This window comes from Patulibacter ginsengiterrae, assembly GCF_056269115.1.
The window spans coordinates 110,265-128,490 of sequence record NZ_JBWDOG010000013.1; the positions used below are offsets into that span (position 1 = coordinate 110,265).

The following is an 18,226-nucleotide window of genomic DNA, read 5'->3' on the forward strand; positions in this document are numbered from 1 at the left end:
CCGCCCGCAGACCCCGATCCCCGCGCGCGACCGACGCGACCGCCCCCGGCCCGCGGAAGCGGATGTCGCGGGCCGACCGCGAGTCGCGGATGCTCGACGCCGCCGAGCACGTCTTCGCCCGGCACAGCTTCACGTCGGCCTCGATGGAGGAGATCGCGGAGCGCAGCGGGATCACGAAGGCGCTGCTGTACCAGTACTTCGGGTCGAAGGACGGGCTCTACGAGGCGACCATCGAGCGCGGCCGGGCGCAGCTCTTCGAGGCCCTCCACGGAGCGGTCGAGGACGAGCCGCCCGGCGCCGGCCGGCTGCTCGCCTTCACCCGCGGCTACTTCGACTACGTCGCCGCCAACCGCAGCCACTGGTGGCTGCTCTACGGCCAGGCGTCGAGCGCCGCGGTCAACGCGATGCGGGAGCGCAACGCGGAGATGATCGCCGAGCTGCTGGCCGACGGCCGCGACGGCGCCGATCCCGACCGGCTGTCGCTGCTCGCCCACGCCCTGGTCGGCGCCGGCGAGCAGGTCGGCCGCTGGTGGGCCGCCCGCCCCGAGGTGCCCCAGGACGTGGTCGTCGAGCGGTTCGTGGTCCTGACCGCCGGCGCGATCCAGGCGCTGGTCGGCGCGAGCGATCCCGCGGCGACCGACGCCGCCGGCGACCGCGGCTGAGCCGCCGGGGGACGCGCCTCCACCGGCCGCTCCCCCGGCCCCCCGGCCGCCTCCGGCGACGAGCCCGTGGCTAGCCGAGCGCAAGGTTCCGCCCGTCCGCCGGATCGAACAGGTGCAGGCGGTCGACGTCGAGCAGCAGCTCCAGCGGCTCCCCGACCCGGGCGCGGCTCTCGATGTCGACCCGGGCCACGATCCGCCGGCCGAGCTGCCCGCCGCCCGCCAGCTCGGCCGCGCCCGAGTCCTGCGCCAGCTCGGCCAGCTGCGCGCTCTCGATCGCCGGCCCGGCCAGGCCGACGTGGACGTGCAGCTCCGAGCCGAGCGACTCGACGACCTCGGGCCGGACGCCGAAGCGCAGGCCCTGGCGACCGCGGGCGACCGCGGCGTCGGCGAGGTGCTCGGGACGGATCCCGACGATGACGTCGCGGGCCGCCTCGCTCGGTCCCTGCCGCTCGAGGACCGCCTGCGGCAACGGCACGTCGCCGAACGGCAGCTTGACGACGTCGCCCTCCCAGCGACCCGGCAGCAGGTTCATCGCCGGCGAGCCGATGAAGCCCGCCACGAACAGGTTGACCGGGCGCTCGTAGAGGGCGGTCGGGGTGTCGAGCTGCTGGATCACGCCGCCCCGCATCACCGCGACCCGGTCGCCGAGCGTCATCGCCTCGGTCTGGTCGTGGGTCACGTAGACGGTGGTCGTCCCGACCCGGCTCTGGATCCGCGCCACCTCGGCGCGCATCTGGACCCGCAGCTTCGCGTCGAGGTTCGACAGCGGCTCGTCCATCAGGAACGCCTTCGGCGAGCGCACGATCGCGCGTCCCATCGCGACCCGCTGGCGCTGCCCGCCGGAGAGCTGCCCCGGCTTGCGGTCGAGGTGGGCGTCGAGGTCGAGGTTGCGGGCGGCCTCCTCGACCCGCTCGGCGATCTCGCGCTTGGGGACCTTCGCCTGCTGCAGCGCGAAGGCCATGTTCTGCCGGACCGTCATGTGCGGGTAGAGGGCGTAGTTCTGGAAGACCATCGCGATGTTGCGGTCCTTCGGCGCGCGGTCGTTGACCACGTCGCCGTCGATCCGCAGCTCGCCGCCGGAGATCCGCTCGAGGCCGGCGATCATCCGCAGCACCGTCGACTTGCCGCAGCCGGACGGTCCGACGAGGATCAGGAACTCGCCGTCGCGGACCTCGAGGTCGAGGCCGCTGACCGCCTCCGTCCCGTCGGCGTAGCGCTTGGTCACGTCCTGCAGCTCAATCGTCGCCACGGGGGTCCTCCAGGGTCGTTGGCGCCGCCACGCCGATCGGGGTGCGCTCACGGGCCTGCGGCGGTCCAGCCGGCCAGGGAGCGGAGAAGCGGTACTGCCCGGCGCCGATCGCGACGACGGTACGGCCGTCGCGGACGCCGGTCACGGTCACGCCCGGCACCGCGGCGGCCGGCATCCCGCCTTCGAGCAGCAGCGCGGGGTCGTCGAGCGGGACGAGCACGGTCGCGGTGCTGCTGGGCGGCACGCTGACCTCGATCGTCAACCGGTCGCGCTCGTGTCGCCAGCCCGCCGCGGCCGGACCGCGAACGCCGTCGTAGGTCGCGCTCGCCCAGCTCAGCCGCTCGTCGACGTGGGGCCGGATCAGCAGCCGGGCGTGGCCGGCGACGTCGGGATCGACGTCGAGCCCGGCGACGTGCCGGTGCAGCCACTCCCCCACCGCGCCGAACGCGTAGTGGTTGAACGAGTTCATGTTCGGCGACTGGAAGCCGTGCTCGGCGGTCCAGCCGTCCCAGCGCTCCCACATCGTGGTCGCGCCGTGGCGGATCGTGTACCCCCACGAGGGGTACTGCTCCTGGAGCGCCAGGTCGTAGGCCAGCTCGGCGTGGCCGTGCTCGGTCAGGACCGGGCAGAGCAGGCCGACGCCGAGGAAGCCCGTCGTCAGCCGCCCGCCGTGCTCGGCGATGTCGGCGACCAGCCGCTCGACGGCCGCCGGGCGCAGCGCCTCGGGCACCAGGTCGGCGTGGAGCGCCAGCAGGTAGCCGGTCTGGGTCGGCGTCCGCAGGCTCCCGTCCGGCCGCACGAAGCGGTCGGCGAAGGCCACGGCGATCCGCTCGCCCACGGCCCGGTAGCGCGCCGCGTCCGCGTCCCGCCCGAGCACGTCGGCGATCCGTGCCGCCAACCCGACGTCGAGCGCCCAGTAGGCGGTCGCGAGCAGGTCGCGCGGCGTGTCGGCCCCGACGTTCAGCCAGTCGCCGTAGTCGTTGTGGCGGGCCGCTTCGCGGACGTACGCCGGGTTCTCCCGCTCCAGGTGCGCGAGCCAGGCGTCGATCGAGGCGAACGAGCGCTCGAGCACCCGCTCGTCGCCGTAGGCCGACCAGACCAGCCACGGCACGATCACGCCCGCGTCGGCCCAGCCGGGAGCCCCGTGCGAGAGCGAGTCCTGGCGCGGCGGCAGCGGCGCGACGTCGGGGAAGATCCCGTCCGCGGTCTGGGCGTCGCGGACGTCCTGGAGCCAACGCGGGAAGAACGCCGAGAGGTCCATGTTGAGGCAGGCCGTGCGGCAGAAGACCTGGGCGTCGGCCAGCCAGCCGAGCCGCTCGTCGCGCTGCGGGCAGTCGGTCGGCAGGCCGACGAAGTTGCCCCGCTGCCCCCACTCGACGTTGCTCTGGAGCTGGTTCAGCAGCGGGTCGGAGCAGGCGAACGAGCCGCTCCAGCGCGCGTCGGTGTGGACGACGCAGGCGGTCAGGTCGTCGGCTGCGGGCGTCCGCGGCAGTCCCGTGACCTCGACGTAGCGGAAGCCGTGGGAGCTGAAGTGGGGCTCGAAGACGTGCGGCTCGCCACCGCGCAGGATCACGACGTCGCAGGCCTGGGCGGCGCGCAGGTTGTCGGTGTAGAGCGTGCCGTCGGGCTCCAGCGCCTCCGCGAACCGCAACCGCACCGTCGTCCCGTCCGGGGTCGGATCGTCGGCCGGGCTCGGGATCCGCAGTCGCGCCCAGCCGACCAGGTTCTGGCCGAGGTCGAAGACGTGGTGGCCGGGCCGCGGCTCGCTGACCGCGATCGTGGGCATCTCGCGGACCTTGCGAATCGGCTCGCACGGCTCGGGCTCGAGCGCCGCCTCGGTCGCCTCGTGGAGCACGGCGGGCGCCCATTCGGCGTCGTCGAAGCCCGGCGCGTCCCAGCCCGGCTGCTCGCGGCGGACGTCGTAGCGCTCGCCCATCTGCAGGTCGGAGGCGACGATCGGGCCGTCGGTCGTCCGCCACTCCGGGCCGGACCCGACGGTGGTCGCGGTGCCGTCCTCGAACTCGATCCGCAGCTGCACGAGCACGCTCGGGCGGTTGCCGTAGTGGGCGCCGCGCTGCTTGGTCGAGAAGCCGACGAAGCCGGCGTACCAGCCCTCGCCGAGCAGCACCCCGAGCGCGTTCTCGCCCTCGCGCAGGTGCTCGGTGACGTCGTGCGCCTGGTAGTGGATCCGGGTCCGGTAGTCGGTCCAGCCGGGCGCCAGCTCCTCGTCGCCGACCCGGCGTCCGTTGAGCTGCAGCCGGTAGACGCCGCGCGCGGTCGCGTAGGCGGTCGCCCGCGCCACCGGCCGGTCGATCGCGAAGCCCGTGCGCAGGAGCGCGGCGGTCAGCTCGGCGTTGGAGAGCGGGTCGAGCTCGTCGCCCGACGGCGGCTCCGCCGGGCGCCAGGGATGGCCGTGGCCGATCCAGCGGGCCGGCCACGGCGCGGACGCCAGCGCGGCGCCCCAGCAGGCCGGGGCGCTGGCCGGGCCGACGACGCCGTCGCGGTCCCAGACCACGACCCGCCACCAGACCCGCCGGCCGGGCGCCAGCGGGGGGCCGGCGTAGTCGACGTTGAGCGCGTCGCCGTCGACGCGGCCCGAGTCCCACAGCAGGTCGCGCTCCGCGAGCAGCTCGTCGCGGCCACCCGCGACCGTGACGCGGTAGGCCGTCTGCCGCTGGCCGCGCCCGTCGCCGCGCACGATCCAGCTCAGCCGCGGCCGCGGCTCGGCGACGGCCAGCGGGTCGCTCAGCCGCTCGCAGCGCAACCGCGCGGCGTGGAGCGGCGCCGTCACTTCTCCTCCTGGTGCAGCTCGACGCCGGCCTCGGTCAGCGCCGTGACCGCGTCGGGCTCGAGGTCGACGCCGACCGCGTGGCTGACGTCAGCCAGCCCGGCCACGCGGTTCTGGGAGATCGCCCCGAACTTCGACTGCTGGACGAGCAGGACCGCCTCCTTGGCCTGGCCGAGGATCGCCTGCTTGACCTCCGCCTCGAGCGGATCCGGGTCGGTCAGCGCGCCGTCGGGACCGATCCCGTGGACGGACAGCAGCGCGCGGTCGGCGTAGAGCTCGCCGAGGCCGCGGATCGCGGCCGGGCCGACGAACGAGCGGCTGGTCGGCCGCAGCAGCCCGCCGATCGCGACCAGCTGGACCTGCGGACCGAGGTCGCCGACCAGCTCCATGATCGCCAGCGAGTTGGTGATCACGGTGCAGGCGACCGGGGCCGCCGCGAGCTGCTCGACCACGTACCAGGCGGTCGACGAGCCGTCGACGATCAGCGTCTCGTGCTCCTCGATCAGGGGCAGCGCGACGCTCGCGATCCGGCGCTTGAGCTCGACGTCGCGGTCGCGACGCTCGGAGAACAGGTGCTCGCTGGAGACGGGAGTCGGCATCGTCGCGCCGCCCCACGTCCGCGCGACGAGCCCGCGGGCCTCGAGCACCGCGAGGTCGCGGCGGGCGGTCATCGCCGAGACCCCGAACTGCTCCTCGAGCTCGGCGATCGTGATGCTGCGGCGCTTGCGCAGGACCGCGACCATCCGCCGCTGGCGCTCGGCCGGGGCGTAGCGCCGGTAGACGCCGCTGGTCATGCCCAGGCCCTCGGTCGGGCGTCCGGCACCAGCACGTCGCCGACCGGGTCGAGGCAGGTCGTGAACGCGTTGTGGACCGCGTCGAGGTCGACGCCGACGTCGAGCGGGTTCATCACGTTGGTCAGGAACACGAAGGCGGCGTCGTGCTCGGGGTAGACCCACCACTGACAGCCGGAGAGGCCGCCGTGGCCGTAGAGCCGGTGGTCGAGGATCGTCGGGCTGGTCCGCATGTTCCAGGTCAGCCCCCACTCCTGGCCCGTGCCCGGGCCGATCTGGAGCGGATCGGGCATCAGCCGCTCGATCCCGGTCGTCTGGGGCCGCGTCATCGCCTGCAGCGTGCCGGGGTGGAGCAGGTCGCGATCCCCCGACAGCAGCTTCGCGCTCAGCGACAGCAGGTCCTCGGCGCGGGCGCTGACGGCCCCGGCCGGGTGCCGCAGCTCGCGGAAGCGGTCGACGTCGACCAGGACCCGCTCGGTGCCGGCGATCGGCAGGCACGGGACGCTCGGGTCGAGGCTCAGCGAGTCGACGCCGGGCAGATTGCAGAGCTCGTCGACGAGCACCTCCTCGAGGCGCTTGCCGGTCGCGGCCTCGATCAGCTCGCCGACCCCCGTGAAGCCGACGTTCGAGTAGAGCGCGTAGCGGCCCGCCTCGAACATCTGCGGGGCGTGCAGCAGCTGGTCGCGCAGCGAGGTGTGCGGCGTGACGGTGGCCTCGACGATCCCGCCCGTGTGGCAGAGCAGGTGCCAGAGCACCACCTCGTCCGCGCGGGCCAGGCCGAAGGTCGGCAGCGCCTCCGACAGCGGCGTCCGCAACGACAGCAGGCCGCGTTCGACGAGGCGCATCGCGAGCAGGCCGATCAGCGGCTTGCCCGCCGAGAACAGCAGGTAGGTGTCGTCGGTCGTGACGGCCCGGCCGTTGGCCGTGCCGAACGCCTCCAGGCTCTGGATCCCGTCCGACGTGGCGACGCCGAAGACCGCCGACGGCAGCCGCTGGGTTTCGACGTGGTCGGCGATCACGTCGTGGACGAGGGCGAAGCTCGGCGAGGTCGAGACGGTCATCCCTTCATCGCTCCTTCGGTGAGGCCGCTGATGACGCGGCGTTGGACGAACAGGTAGACGACGATCAGCGGCAGGCTCGTCAGCAGCACATGGGCGAAGACGAGGTTCCAGCGGAGCGTGTCCACGGTGCCGGAGGCGAACTGGTAGAGCGCCAACGGCAGGGTCGCGCTGTCCTCCCCCTGGATGAGGAAGAGCGCGAAGAAGAAGTCGTTCCAGACGGTGATCACGAGCATCACGCCGCCGACCAGCAGGATCGGCCGCAGCAGCGGGAGCAGGATCCGGCGGTAGATCTGGAAGTACGAGGCGCCGTCGACCGACGCCGCGTCCTCGAGATCGGTCGGCAGCGCACGGATGAAGCCGGTGGTCAGGAACACGACCACGCCCATCCGGGTCCCGATCAGGACCAGCCCGTAGGCGAGCAGACTGCCGTCGACGCCCATCTGGCGCAGGACGTAGATCGACGGCACGATCGCCGGAGGCAGCAGGATCGAGAGCGACGTCAGGTAGAACGCGACCTTCATCCAGCGCGAGTGGCTGCGGGCGAAGGCCCACGCCGCGGCCGAGCCGAGCATCAGCACCACGACCAGGACCGGGATCGTGATCAGCAGGCTGTTGACCAGGCCCGAGAGGTAGTGCCCCTCGTCGAGGACCACCTTCAGGTTCTCGCCGATCGCCCAGTCGTGCGGCAGGCCGAGGCTCAGCGACTGGGCCTCGCCCTCGGTCTTCATCGCGTTGACGATCACCAGCCACAGCGGCATCACGACCCACGGGATCGCGAACACCCCCAGCAGCGTGTACTTCAGGGCCGACAGGCGGCGGTTGGCGCCGACGGGTCGGGCATCCAGGGTGGCACTCACGTGATCTCCCTCCGGCGGAGCCAGGCCACGAGCGGCACGGCGGTCAACAGGACGAGGGCGGTGACGGTCAGGCTCAGCGCGCTGGCCGGGCCGAAGAAGCTCTGGCCCCACTGCTGGCGCATCGCGTAGTTCAGCGTCGTGGTGTGGTCGCCGGGGCCACCGCCGGTGGTCGCCGCGACGACGTCGTAGGCGCTGAGGGCGCCGACGAGGGTGACGGCGACGTTGAAGGTCATCGCCGGGGCGAGCAGCCGCAGCTTGATCCGCCAGAAGCGCTTGACGGCTCCGGCGCCGTCGATCATCGCGGCCTCGAGCATCTCCTTGGGGATCGCCTTCAGCCCGGCGATGTAGACCAGCGTGATCAGGCCGCTCCACTTCCAGGCGTCGATCAGGGCGACGGTCGGCAGCGCCGTCGACGTCTCCCCCAGCCAGTTCCAGTCGAAGCTGCCGGGCAGGAGGAAGGCGATGATCCCGTTGATCGGGCCGTCCGGGGCCAGCAGGCCCTTCCAGACGTAGCCCGCGGCCAGCGGCGAGATCAGCACCGGTACGAAGAACAGCGAGCGGAAGATCGTGTTGATGCGGGTGTTGTCGACCAGCATCAGTGCCAGCGGCAGGCTGATCGCCGACTGCAGGAAGAGCGTGATCAGCGCGTAGAGCACCGTCACGGTGACCGCGTTGACGAACAGGTCCTGGTCGATCAGCGTGCGGACGTTGTCGAGCCCGTTGAACGCGATCTCGTTCGAGAACCCGGACCAGTCCGAGAACGCGAACCCGGCGTTGAGCACGAACGGGATCGCGAAGAAGACGACCACGAAGGCGATCGCCGGCAGCGCGAACCAGCGCCACGGGGCGCCCGCGCGGCGGGGACGCCGGAGCCGGCGCGCGGGCGCGCCCCCGGCCGGGGGGCCGCCGGCGGCAGCCCCCCGCGGCGACGTCGGCGACGGCCCGGGGGCCGTCACCTCCGTGCCGCCGGCCCGTCCCCCGACGGGCGCGCTGGAATCCGTGGTCGCCATCACCAACCGGGCAGCTTCGCGGCCTTCGCGGCCTGAACGACCTGCTTCTGGGTCTGGTCGCCGATCTGCTGCGGCGTGATCTCGCCGATCATCAGCTTGGCGAGCAGCGCGGCGACCCCGCCGACGCCGGGGACGTCAGCCGCGTAGGCGATGTTCGACGGGCCCTTGTCGTAGGCCGCCTTGATCGACTCCTGGACCGCCGAGACGCCCTTCGGGTTCGGCGTGCCGTCGATCACCGGGAACGTCTTCGCCTGCTGGACGTAGTTGGCGTAGCCCTTGCCGGTCGCGTAGCGGATGAAGTCCAGCGCGGCCTCCTCACGCCCGGAGTTGCCGGTCTTGGGCAGGTAGTAGCTGCCGATCGGCCCCGGGATGTAGGTGACGGCGGGCTTCTCGGCCGCGATCGGGAAGAAGCCGATCGTCTTGTCGACCTCGGCCACGTCGCCGCCGGCGGCCGCGACGATCGCCGGCAGCATGTCCGAGTGCAGCGCGGTCATCGCCGCCTTGCCCTGGACCAGCTGCTTGACCGAGCGCTCGACGGTCGCCGTGACCAGGTCCTTGTTGAAGCAGCCCTCCTTCTCGAGCCCCTCGTAGGCGGCCATCGAGGCGACGAACGGCGAGCCGGGGTCGCCGAGCTTGGCCTTGTTCGTCCGCAGCGCGGTCCCGTAGGCGTTGTTCTCGTTGGCGTCCCCCATGTACACGGAGGGCAGGATCTGCGGCGGCCAGATCGATCCGCCGGACTCGGCGATCGGCGTCACGCCGGGGGCGCTGGCCTTGATCTTCTGGCAGGCCTGGGTCAGCGTCGCGAAGCTCGTCGGCGGCGTCACGCCGGCCTTGTCGAAGACCGCCTTGTTGTAGAAGACGCCGAAGACCTGCGGGAAGCCCAGGATCGCGCCGTAGGTCTTGCCGTCGACGGTCGCGGCGGTCTTGTACAGCCCCGCCGACTTGGCGATGTACGGCTCGCCCGTGAGGTCACGCATGGTGGCCTTCGGGTTGAGCGCCAGCAGGTTCGAGACCGTCGGGTGGTACTCGAGGACGTCGGGGCGGGCGCCGCTGGCCCACTTCGTCAGCGTCGTCTCCTCGAACCCGGCCGACGGGATCTTGACCAGCTTGACGGTGTTGCCGGACTCCTTCTCGTAGTCCTTGTACAGCTGCACCAGCGCTGGCGGGTCGGCGCTGTTGTGCCACAGCGTGATCGTCTGCGGACCGGCCGCCTTGGCCCCGTCGTCACCGCTGCTGCCGCACCCCGTCAGCGCCGCGGCGGCACCGATCGCGACCAGCGCCGTGACCCCGACCGTACGTCGAACTCTGCTCATCCCCGCCCTCTCCTCGAAACCCTCTCCATACGCCGAACCCGGTTTCAATGTTCGAGTTCGGCGCCTCGAGGAGCGATCAAACACTGTGGACCCCTCCGCCGTCAAGGCCGAAAGTCCCTATTTCTTCTCGATTTGGTCGACGAAAGTTCACAATCGCCGTCCAGACCAGGGGTTTCGACTCCGATTTTCGTTGTTCGATTTTTCTGATCGATCTCGCGAACCGGAACCGCGCTGGACATCTAACTATCGGTCAGTTATATCTCTCCACGGTCGTTCCGAGGAGGAGATCCATGACCAGAGTCGTCCGGGCCGCCAACGCGTCCCGCCCCCCGAGCCCGCCGAGACCCGCACCGCATCCGCCACGACGGGCTCCAACCCGCTCGACCCCGCGGCCGCGAGCGCTGCTGGGTGGCCTGATCGCCCTTGCGGCGTTCGCGCTGCCGGCGTCCGCCGTCGCCGCCGAGCCACCGCCGTTCCTCCCGATCCACGATCAGCTGATCCCGCTCCCGTCCGGGTTCGAGGCCAGCACCCCGATCTGGACCGTCGACGGAGGGCACCTGCTGTTCTCCTCCGGCGGCCAGCTCCACCGGGTCGCGGAAGACGGCAGCGGGCTCACCTGCATCTCCTGCGGCCTGCCCAACGACCCCGCGTTCGTGCCCGAGGTCCAGGAGACGTTCAAGGACGTCTTCCCCGACGGCAAGCGCGTGCTCTGGGGCGACTTCACCCGTGCCTTCGTGCTCGAGTGCGCCCCGAGCGTGCTCCAGTGCGACCAGCGCAAGCTGCTGCCGGTCGACGTCTCCGCCGGCGAGCCGCCCGCGGGCGGCCTGGCGCTCGGCTCCGGCGTCTGGCACCTCTCCCCCGACGGCGAGCACCTCGGCTGGACGACGACCCGCAACGACAGCCGGCCGATGCTGCTGGGCCGCCTGAAGCGCGAGGCCAACCGCTACGTCGCCACCGACGTCAAGGTCCTCAACCCGCCGAGCCCGAAGAGCCCGACCGACACCGACCCCCGCGGCTGGACCAACGGCGGCGCGCTCTACGAGCTGAAGAGCTTCTCGAAGGGCGGGCGCGCGATCACCTACGTGACCAGCCAGTTCGAGGGCAACCCGGACATGTACGAGCTCGACCTGCAGAGCGGCAAGCGGACCCGCCTGACCGGCAACCCGGACTGGGACGAGGACGGCGGCGAGTCGCCCGACGGCAGCCTGCTCTCGATGTACAGCGACCGCGGCATGCACCGCGTCGACACCGCCGGCCTGGTGCCGCGGCGGTCGTTCATCGACTACCCGATCTCGCTCAACGCGGCGATCTACTACGTCGGCACCACCGCCGGCTTCCAGTGCGACCTCCAGCCGTGGCTGATGCCGGCCTCCGGTGACGACGAGGGCGCCCGCCTCGGCCAGCCGCTGACCGTCTACGACGGCGGCGACGTCCACGCCCAGAACAACGTCCCCGGGCGCGGGGCCTGGAGCCCGGACAGCACCAAGGTCGCGCTGACGGAGATGTCGTACACCAGCGGCATGGGCGGCAACCGCCTGCGCGTGGCCCGACTCGACCGCGAGGCCGGCGACCCGCTGCCGGTCGCCTCGTCCGAGGTCGGCGACTGGGCGACGACCCCGGAGCTCTACCGCGGCACCAACGACGCCAACGGCACGGTCACCGTCAAGGGCCTGCACTCCGGGACCGCCACGATCACCCACCTCGGCAACCTCTTCGCCGGCAGCCACTCCGTGATCTACGACCACTACTCGGACGACGGCAGGAGCTTCGTCAGCGGCAGCGAGTCGATCGACGCGCCGGGGTTCACGATGGCCCTGGCCCACAACAAGGCCGACCTGACCATCAGCGGCGAGCACAACGGCTTCCTGAAGGCCGACTTCTCGATCGGCCGTCTGCTCGGCGTGCCCCAGGCCAACGGCCGGGTCACCTCGGAGCTCGACGGCTACCGGATGTCCGGCGGGATCCAGCAGCTCGGCGGCTGCCCGCAGACGCTGCCGCGTCGCCAGCCGCTGGCGATCAGCGCCCGGGTCGCGAGCGAGGGCGGCCACCGGATCGCGAAGATCGCGGTCACCGCCGACTCCGGCCCGACGCTGCGCGCCGGCGACCACTTCGGCGACCGCCGCCCGGTCGCCCGGGCGACCGTCAAGCTCGGGAACCAGCAGGCCCGGACCGACGACCAGGGGATCGCCCGGATCGCCGTCCCCGCCACGGCCGACGGCACGGCGACGGTGACGGCCAGCGCCGGCGACACGTTCTCGCCGTCCAGCAAGGAGATCGACGTGCCCGCCGCACCGGCGTCGCCGGCCGCCCCCGGCCCGGAGAGGAAGTCCCCCGTCCGGCTGACGGTCCGGGTTCCGAGCCAGCGGCTCGCGACGGTCCTGCGCCGCGGCACGATCGAGGTCCGCTGCCGGACCGACGTCGCCGGCCGCTGCGCCGCCCGCGTCGCCGGTGGCCGGGCGCTCGCCCGGCGTCTGCGCCTGTCCGTCCCGCGGGGAGCCAGCCAGCGGGTGCTGGGCCGCGGTGCGGTCACGCTTCCGACGGCCGGTGAGCGGACGATCCGGGTGCGCCTGACCGCGGCGACCCGCCGGGCCCTGCGCTCGCACGCCGGTCGCAGCACGCGGCTGTCGGTCCGGGTGGCCGCGACCGCTCCCGGCCGCCTGCCGGCGGACGTCACGCGCCCGGTCACGATCCGGCGCTGAGCGGATCGGCCGTCGACGGAGGCGCCGCGAGGCTCTCCGCCGACGGCCGGCCCCCGCCGAGCGCGACGATCTGCCCGTTCGCGGGCAATTTCGGGGGCAAACTAGAGGTATTGGCTCTAGAGCTTTTGGCCTCCCACCCTGATCGTCTTCAAGGTGAAGCCCCGTGAGCGGTTCGCCCTGAATCTGCGCGAGGCACGCAAGGCCGCAGGGCTCTCCCAGGAGCAGCTCGGCCACCTCGCCGGGCTCCACATGACCGAGATCAGCCGCCTCGAGCGCGCGACCCGCGATCCCCGGCTCGAGACGATGGTCAAGCTCGCCCGCGCGCTCGACTCGGACGTGGCGACGCTGCTGCGGGACGTGACCTAGCCGGCCGGGGGTGACTGGCCGTCGCGTTCTCGTCGAGGTTCGCCACCTATGCGGTGGTCAACCTCGATCAGAAGCCGGGGCCGGCGCCTCGCCGCCGTGGCTCTCGCCCTCGCCGTCCTCGCCGTGGCCGTGGAACCGCAGCACCACCGCGACGATGATCGCGCCAACGACGACACCGAGGACGGCTGAGGCGAGGGTGTTCGTCAGCCAGCCGCCAATGCCACCGAGCGCACCGAGCGCGTGGTGGACGTGCTCTTCGGCTTCGTGGACCTGGTCGTACAGCCAGGTCGCGCCGAGGTCGTTGAGGCCGACGAGCAGGATATGGCCGCCGACCCAGAGCATCGCGGCGATGCCGACCGTCGACAGCACCGAGAGTACGACCGGCATCCCGCGGACCAGGCCACGGCCGAACGTCGCAACCGCGCCGTCGCGGGTCTGGGCCAGGCGCAGGCCGACGTCGTCCATCTTGACGATCAGGGCGACGGCGCCGTAGACGAGGGCGGTGATCAGGAACGCGACCACGATCAGGATCGCGGCGCGACCGAGCAGCGGCTGGTCCGCGACCTCGTTGAGCGAGATGACCATGATCTCCGCCGAGAGGATCAGGTCGGTGCGAACCGCCCCGCTGACGAGCGACTCCTCGTCGGCGGGGTCCTGCGCGGCGCTTGCCTCCTGCTCGTGGTGGTGGCCCGGGCCGACCGCCTCCCAGAGCTTCTCCGCGCCCTCGAAGCAGAGGTAGGCGCCGCCCAGCATCAGGATCGGCGTCAGCAGCCACTCGGCGAACTCGCTGAGCAACAGGATCACCGGCAGGATGAGGAGGATCTTGTTGCGCAGCGAACCGACGGCGATCCGCTTGATCACCGGCAGCTCGCGCTTGGGGTCGATCCCCTGCACGTAGCGCGGCGTGACGGCGGCGTCGTCGACGATCACGCCCGCGGCCTTCACGCTCGCGCTGCCGGCGCCCGCGGCGACGTCGTCGAGCGACGCGGCGGCCGCGCGGGCCAGCACGGCGACGTCGTCGAGCAGCGCGGCGAGTCCGGCGCTCATCGCGCCACCTCGTCGTTCGCCGCGGGGCGGAGCGGGGTCGCTAGTCGCTGAGGCGATCCGTCGGTCATCGGGGGACCGTATTCGACGGCGGGTGGCGAGGACCAGCTCGGAGCGGTGGCCACTCCGAACACCAGGACCACGCACTCCCCGAAACGACGAAACCCCGGTCGAGGACCGGGGTTCCGTTCAGAGCGGCGGACGAGATTCGAACTCGCGACCCTCAGCTTGGGAAGCTGATGCTCTACCAACTGAGCTACCGCCGCACGGCCCGGGACGATACCGCGCCCGGCGGTCGCGTGCAGTCATGAGTCGCCTCGCGCCCGCGGCAGAGCCACGACGGGCGCGACGCTCTACCGTTCAGGGTGATGCGCCGCTCCGCCGTGCCCCTGCTGCTCGGGCTGATCGCCGTCGCGCTGGTCGCGATGCTCGGCTACGCGATGGCGCGGTCGAGCGACGACGGCACCGCCGAGACCCTCGACGCCAAGGTCGAGGCCGGCAAGATCGTCCCCGCCCCCGGCAGCGACCTCGAGCTGCCCCGGCTCGGCGCCTCCGGCACGACCAGCCTCGGCGCCTTCCGCGGCAAGATCGTCGTCCTCAACTTCTGGGCCTCGTGGTGCAACCCCTGTCGCAACGAGGCGCCGCTGCTGGACCGCGTGCACCAGCGCCTGCAGCGCGACGGCAGCGGCACCGTGCTCGGCGTGACCCACCAGGACTCGCCCCACGACAGCCTCGACTTCGTGCGCAAGTTCAAGATCGGCTACCCGTCGCTGCGCGATCCCGGCGACAAGCTCTCGCAGAAGTACGGCGCCTCGCAGATGCCGGAGACCTTCGTGATCGACCGCGAGGGCCGCGTCCGCGGGATCGCGCGTGGGGAGATCACCCAGGAGTTCCTGGACCAGGTCCTCGCCCGTGCCGGCGCGACCCCGGCGAAGGCCCGATGAGCCGCCGCACCACCGGCCTCGCGGCCGTCCTGCTGCTGCTCTGCCTGACGCTGCTCTCCCCCGCGGCGTCGTTCGCCGCAACGCCGAAGACGACCCTCCAGGAGGTCGAGGCCGAGCTGATGTGCGCCACCTGCAAGGTGCCGCTCAACCAGTCCGAGGCGCCCCAGGCCAACCAGGAGCGGGCGACGATCGAGCGCCTGATCGCCGAGGGCAGGACCAAGGACCAGATCATCGATGAGATGGTCCACATCTACACCGACAGCGTGCTGCTGAACCCGCCCGACAAGGGCATCCGGACGCTCCGCTGGGCGATCCCCGCCGCCGTCGGCCTGTTCGCGGTGACCGTCCTCGCCGTGCTGATCCTCCGCTGGCGGCGTCGCGCGACGCCCGAGGACGGCGACGCCGACGGCCGCGAGGGCGATCCGGCCGCAGGCGGCGCGGGCGCCGCGTCCGGGAACGCCACGTCCCGCGACGACGGGGCCACGAGCCCGGCCGCCACCGATGCGGACGGCAGCGTCCCCGCCGGCACGGGCACCTCCGGCCTCCGCGACGACGGCGACGGTCTCAGCGACGCGGACCGGCGCCGACTCGACAGCGACCTCGCCCGCTACGAATGACCCCCGGCACCCTCCCCCTCGCCGTCGGCGTCGCCGACCCGACCGTCTTCGCCGCGTTCGCGGCCGGCCTGCTCTCGTTCGCCTCCCCCTGCGTGCTGCCGCTGGTGCCCGGCTACCTGTCGGTCCTGACCGGCGGCGAGAGCGTGCGTCCGGTCGAGGAACGGCAGCGGGGCGCGATCCTCGGACCGGCTGCGCTCTTCTGCCTCAGCTTCATCTTCGTCTTCGTCGCGCTCGGGCTGTTCGCGACCGGACTCGGCGCGCCGCTGGCCAGTGCCCGCAACACGATGGACGTCGTCGCCGGCGTCCTGCTGATGACGATGGGCGTGATCTTCCTCGCCAGCCCGTTCGTGCCGCTGCTGAACCAGTCGTTCCGCTCCGACGCGCTGCTGCGGCGGGCGGGAACCGGCGGGCCGATCGTGGCCGGGATGGCCTTCGCCGTCGCCTGGACTCCTTGCACCGGGCCGATCCTCGGGGCGATCCTGACCGCGGCCGCGACCCAGAGCGGCGTCGGCGGCGGAGCCTTCCTGCTGCTCGCCTACGGCCTCGGGCTGGCGGTGCCGTTCATGGGCTCCGCGCTCGCGTTCGAGCGCGTGACCAGCGTCGCGCGGATCTTCCGCAACCACTACCGGGCCTTCACCGCGATCGCCGGCGTGCTGCTGATCGTCGTCGGCTGGCTCGTGGCCAACCACGAGATGACGCGGCTCGCCGGCGAGCTCCGCAGCCTGGTCGACACGCTCGGCCTCGGCGGCGTGCTCGACTTCCTCGAGCGCTGAGGGCGGCGGGCAGGGTCCCTCGGACGGGACCCCGCCTGCCGACGGTCGGCCGTCGGGACCCGATGCCCACGGCCCCGTCGGGCCCGGGACCTCGCCCCGGGCCCGTCTCCGCGGCTACATCCGCTCCGGGGCGTCGACGCCGAGGATCGCCAGCGCCGCGGCCAGCACCGAGGCGGTCGCCAGGCAGAGGTCGAGGCGACGGGCACGGACGTCGTCCGGCACGTCGGCGGCCAGCACCGGGCAGTCGCGGTAGAAGGCCGAGAACTGGCGGGCCAGCGCCAGCGCGTAGGTCGCGATCCGGTGCGGCGCCCGGCGGGCGGCCGCCTCGGCGACCTCGTCCGGCCACGCGAGCAGCGCCAGCAGCAGCTCGCGCTCGGCGACGGCGAAGGCGCTGCCGGCGACCTCCGCGGCGGCGTCCGTTGCCGGCGCCGCGTCCTCGAGCACCGGCTCGTCCTCGCGGTCCTTGGCCGCCGTCACGTCGCCGTCGGCGGCCCGCTGCAGCATCGAGCGGATCCGCGCGTGGGCGTACTGCACGTAGTAGACCGGGTTCTCGGCCGACTGCGCGCGGGCCTCGACCAGGTCGAGGTCGATCGTCGTGTCGTGCGAACGGGCCAGCAGGTACCAGCGGGCCGCGTCGACGCCGATGTCGTCGACGAGGTCGTCGAGCGCGACGAACTCGCCGGCGCGCTTGCTCATCCGGGCCCGCTCGCCGGCCTCGAAGAGGTTGACGAACTGCGTGATCAGCAGCTCGATCTGGCCCTCGTCACCGCCGAGCGCGACGAACGCCGCCTTGATCCGGGCGACGTAGCCGTGGTGGTCCGCCCCCAGCACGTCGATCACGCGGTCGAAGCCGCGCACGCGCTTGTCGTGGTGGTAGGCGACGTCGGAGGCGAAGTAGGTCGGGCGGCCGTCGGCGCGGACGAGCACGCGGTCCTTGTCGTCCCCGCTCTCGGTCGTGCGCAGGAACAGCGCGCCGTCCTGCTCGTAGGTCCGGCCCTGCTCGGCGAGCACGTCGAACGCCTCGTGGACCTCGCTCAGGCGGGGTTCGCCGGAGCCGCCCTCTGGCTCGCGCGGCTGGTGCAGCGAGCGCTCGCTGAACCACCGGTCGAAGGTCGTGCGGAACCGCTCCAGCGAGGCCTTCTGGGCGGCGACCATCAGGGCGATGCCCTCGGTCGCGACCTCCTCGACCGGCCGGGTCGCGGCGTCGGGGATCCGGGACGCGACCTCGGTCACGTAGTCGCCCTGGTAGCCGTCCTCCGGCGGCTCCTCGCCGCGCGCACGGGCCTGGAGCGAGCGACCGAACAGCTCGACCTGGTTGCCGTAGTCGTTGACGTAGTACTCGCGGTGGACCCGGTGCCCGTGGAAGCTCAGCAGGTGGCCGAGCGCGGAGCCGAACGCGGCCCCGCGGGCACCGCCGATGTGGACCGGGCCGGTCGGGTTGTTGGAGACGAACTCGAGGTGGATCGACTCGGTCGCCCCGTCGTCGCCCGCGCCGACCGCCGCTCCGGCCGCGCCGAACAGCTCGCCCGCAACCACGACCTCGGCCAGCGCAGCGCGCAGCCAGGCGTCGGAGAGCCGCAGGTTGAGGAAGCCCGGGCCCGCCGTCTCGATCGCCAGCAGGTCGTCACCGAGGTGCTCGCTGAGGGCGACCGACAGCCGCTCGGCGATCATCGGCGGCGCGGCGCCGACGATCTTGGGCAGCAGCATCGCCGCGTTGGTCGCGTAGTCGCCGTGGGCGGCCTGCTTGGGGCGCTCCAGCGTCGGCGCCGATCGCGGTCGCTCTCCCCCGGTGACGTTGAGCACGGCGTCGTCGAGGACGGTGCGTAGGCGCTGCAGCGGGGAGGGAGAGGGCGCGGCGTTCACGGTCCCTCACACGATAGGACCCGCGGCCGGCCCGGGGACGGCCGGGTCGGAGGACGGGGAATCCCAACGCTCTCCGACGACGCGATCAGCCGTCGACGACTCTTCGGACGACCCGAACAGTCGCCAACCACGCCACACGCCGTCGACCACTCTTCGGACGACCCGAACAGTCGCCAACCACGCCACACG

15 protein-coding genes and 1 tRNA gene are annotated in these 18,226 nt (G+C 72.6%); 6 read left to right on the forward strand and 10 right to left on the reverse strand.

The genetic code is table 11. The annotated features are described in order from the left end of the window. The first annotated feature begins 62 nt into the window (after window positions 1-62). Complete coding sequence (locus ACVUH9_RS16525) at window positions 63-662, forward strand: TetR/AcrR family transcriptional regulator (protein WP_475758846.1); 600 nt, start codon at window positions 63-65, stop codon at window positions 660-662. 70 nt (window positions 663-732) lie between these two features. Here ACVUH9_RS16525 and ACVUH9_RS16530 read toward each other — a convergent pair whose 3' ends face one another. The 7 genes from ACVUH9_RS16530 to ACVUH9_RS16560 are packed head-to-tail and all read right to left on the reverse strand — an operon-like array spanning window position 733 to window position 9,731. Then, a complete protein-coding gene (locus ACVUH9_RS16530; RefSeq protein WP_475758848.1) occupies window positions 733-1,911 on the reverse strand; it encodes an ABC transporter ATP-binding protein in 1,179 nt (392 codons plus the stop codon). Beyond that, a complete protein-coding gene (locus ACVUH9_RS16535; RefSeq protein ID WP_475758850.1) occupies window positions 1,898-4,702 on the reverse strand; it encodes a family 78 glycoside hydrolase catalytic domain in 2,805 nt (934 codons plus the stop codon). Before ACVUH9_RS16535 ends, ACVUH9_RS16530 begins: the two co-directional genes overlap by 14 nt. Continuing rightward, entirely contained in the window at window positions 4,699-5,493 is a 795-nt protein-coding gene (locus tag ACVUH9_RS16540; protein WP_475758852.1) for a DeoR/GlpR family DNA-binding transcription regulator, read from the reverse strand. Before ACVUH9_RS16540 ends, ACVUH9_RS16535 begins: the two co-directional genes overlap by 4 nt. Further along, entirely contained in the window at window positions 5,490-6,551 is a 1,062-nt protein-coding gene (locus ACVUH9_RS16545; RefSeq protein WP_475758854.1) for a serine hydrolase domain-containing protein, read from the reverse strand. Before ACVUH9_RS16545 ends, ACVUH9_RS16540 begins: the two co-directional genes overlap by 4 nt. Next, the gene (locus ACVUH9_RS16550) at window positions 6,548-7,408 is read right to left on the reverse strand and encodes a carbohydrate ABC transporter permease (RefSeq protein ID WP_475758856.1); all 861 of its coding nucleotides are present in this window, start codon (window positions 7,406-7,408) and stop codon (window positions 6,548-6,550) included. The genes ACVUH9_RS16545 and ACVUH9_RS16550 overlap by 4 nt, the downstream gene beginning before the upstream one ends. Next, a complete protein-coding gene (locus tag ACVUH9_RS16555; RefSeq protein ID WP_475758858.1) occupies window positions 7,405-8,418 on the reverse strand; it encodes a carbohydrate ABC transporter permease in 1,014 nt (337 codons plus the stop codon). The genes ACVUH9_RS16550 and ACVUH9_RS16555 overlap by 4 nt, the downstream gene beginning before the upstream one ends. Next, a complete protein-coding gene (locus tag ACVUH9_RS16560) occupies window positions 8,418-9,731 on the reverse strand; it encodes an ABC transporter substrate-binding protein (protein WP_475758860.1) in 1,314 nt (437 codons plus the stop codon). The genes ACVUH9_RS16555 and ACVUH9_RS16560 overlap by 1 nt, the downstream gene beginning before the upstream one ends. A 290-nt stretch (window positions 9,732-10,021) precedes the next feature. On the opposite strand from ACVUH9_RS16560, the gene ACVUH9_RS16565 reads away from it, so the two are divergent. Both ACVUH9_RS16565 and ACVUH9_RS16570 read left to right on the forward strand, forming a co-directional pair. After that, a complete protein-coding gene (locus tag ACVUH9_RS16565; RefSeq protein ID WP_475758862.1) occupies window positions 10,022-12,430 on the forward strand; it encodes a hypothetical protein in 2,409 nt (802 codons plus the stop codon). 153 nt (window positions 12,431-12,583) lie between these two features. Beyond that, complete coding sequence (locus ACVUH9_RS16570; RefSeq protein ID WP_475758864.1) at window positions 12,584-12,796, forward strand: helix-turn-helix domain-containing protein; 213 nt, start codon at window positions 12,584-12,586, stop codon at window positions 12,794-12,796. Window positions 12,797-12,853: 57 nt separating this feature from the next. Here the strand turns inward: ACVUH9_RS16570 and ACVUH9_RS16575 are convergent, their stop codons facing one another. Beyond that, the gene (locus ACVUH9_RS16575) at window positions 12,854-13,843 is read right to left on the reverse strand and encodes a DUF808 domain-containing protein (RefSeq protein ID WP_475758866.1); all 990 of its coding nucleotides are present in this window, start codon (window positions 13,841-13,843) and stop codon (window positions 12,854-12,856) included. A 190-nt stretch (window positions 13,844-14,033) separates the two neighbouring features. Next, a tRNA-Gly gene (locus tag ACVUH9_RS16580) sits at window positions 14,034-14,106 on the reverse strand. A gap of 102 nt (window positions 14,107-14,208) precedes the next feature. Here ACVUH9_RS16580 and ACVUH9_RS16585 point away from each other — a divergent pair. From ACVUH9_RS16585 to ACVUH9_RS16595, 3 genes are read left to right on the forward strand one after another with little or no spacing between them, the layout of a single operon-like run. Further along, window positions 14,209-14,784 carry a TlpA family protein disulfide reductase gene (locus ACVUH9_RS16585; RefSeq protein ID WP_475758868.1) on the forward strand — a complete coding sequence of 192 codons (576 nt, stop codon included), beginning with the start codon at window positions 14,209-14,211 and terminating at the stop codon, window positions 14,782-14,784. Beyond that, window positions 14,781-15,401: a cytochrome c-type biogenesis protein gene (locus ACVUH9_RS16590; RefSeq protein ID WP_475758870.1), complete on the forward strand. Its 621-nt coding sequence runs from the start codon at window positions 14,781-14,783 to the stop codon at window positions 15,399-15,401. The genes ACVUH9_RS16585 and ACVUH9_RS16590 overlap by 4 nt, the downstream gene beginning before the upstream one ends. Beyond that, a complete protein-coding gene (locus ACVUH9_RS16595; protein ID WP_475758872.1) occupies window positions 15,398-16,174 on the forward strand; it encodes a cytochrome c biogenesis CcdA family protein in 777 nt (258 codons plus the stop codon). Before ACVUH9_RS16590 ends, ACVUH9_RS16595 begins: the two co-directional genes overlap by 4 nt. A gap of 114 nt (window positions 16,175-16,288) precedes the next feature. Here the strand turns inward: ACVUH9_RS16595 and argS are convergent, their stop codons facing one another. Continuing rightward, entirely contained in the window at window positions 16,289-18,037 is a 1,749-nt protein-coding gene (argS, locus tag ACVUH9_RS16600) for an arginine--tRNA ligase (RefSeq protein ID WP_475758874.1), read from the reverse strand. Window positions 18,038-18,226: the final 189 nt, after the last annotated feature.

Bases quoted from the DNA above. Each gene is read 5' to 3' on its own strand.
- ACVUH9_RS16525 (WP_475758846.1), top strand. From the start codon at position 63: ATGTCGCGGGCCGACCGCGAGTCGCGGATGCTCGACGCCGCCGAGCAC.
- ACVUH9_RS16540 (WP_475758852.1), bottom strand. From the start codon at position 5,493: ATGACCAGCGGCGTCTACCGGCGCTACGCCCCGGCCGAGCGCCAGCGG.
- ACVUH9_RS16545 (WP_475758854.1), bottom strand. From the start codon at position 6,551: ATGACCGTCTCGACCTCGCCGAGCTTCGCCCTCGTCCACGACGTGATC.
- ACVUH9_RS16555 (WP_475758858.1), bottom strand. From the start codon at position 8,418: ATGGCGACCACGGATTCCAGCGCGCCCGTCGGGGGACGGGCCGGCGGC.
- ACVUH9_RS16560 (WP_475758860.1), bottom strand. From the start codon at position 9,731: ATGAGCAGAGTTCGACGTACGGTCGGGGTCACGGCGCTGGTCGCGATC.
- ACVUH9_RS16565 (WP_475758862.1), top strand. From the start codon at position 10,022: ATGACCAGAGTCGTCCGGGCCGCCAACGCGTCCCGCCCCCCGAGCCCG.
- ACVUH9_RS16575 (WP_475758866.1), bottom strand. From the start codon at position 13,843: ATGAGCGCCGGACTCGCCGCGCTGCTCGACGACGTCGCCGTGCTGGCC.
- ACVUH9_RS16585 (WP_475758868.1), top strand. From the start codon at position 14,209: ATGCGCCGCTCCGCCGTGCCCCTGCTGCTCGGGCTGATCGCCGTCGCG.
- ACVUH9_RS16590 (WP_475758870.1), top strand. From the start codon at position 14,781: ATGAGCCGCCGCACCACCGGCCTCGCGGCCGTCCTGCTGCTGCTCTGC.
- ACVUH9_RS16595 (WP_475758872.1), top strand. From the start codon at position 15,398: ATGACCCCCGGCACCCTCCCCCTCGCCGTCGGCGTCGCCGACCCGACC.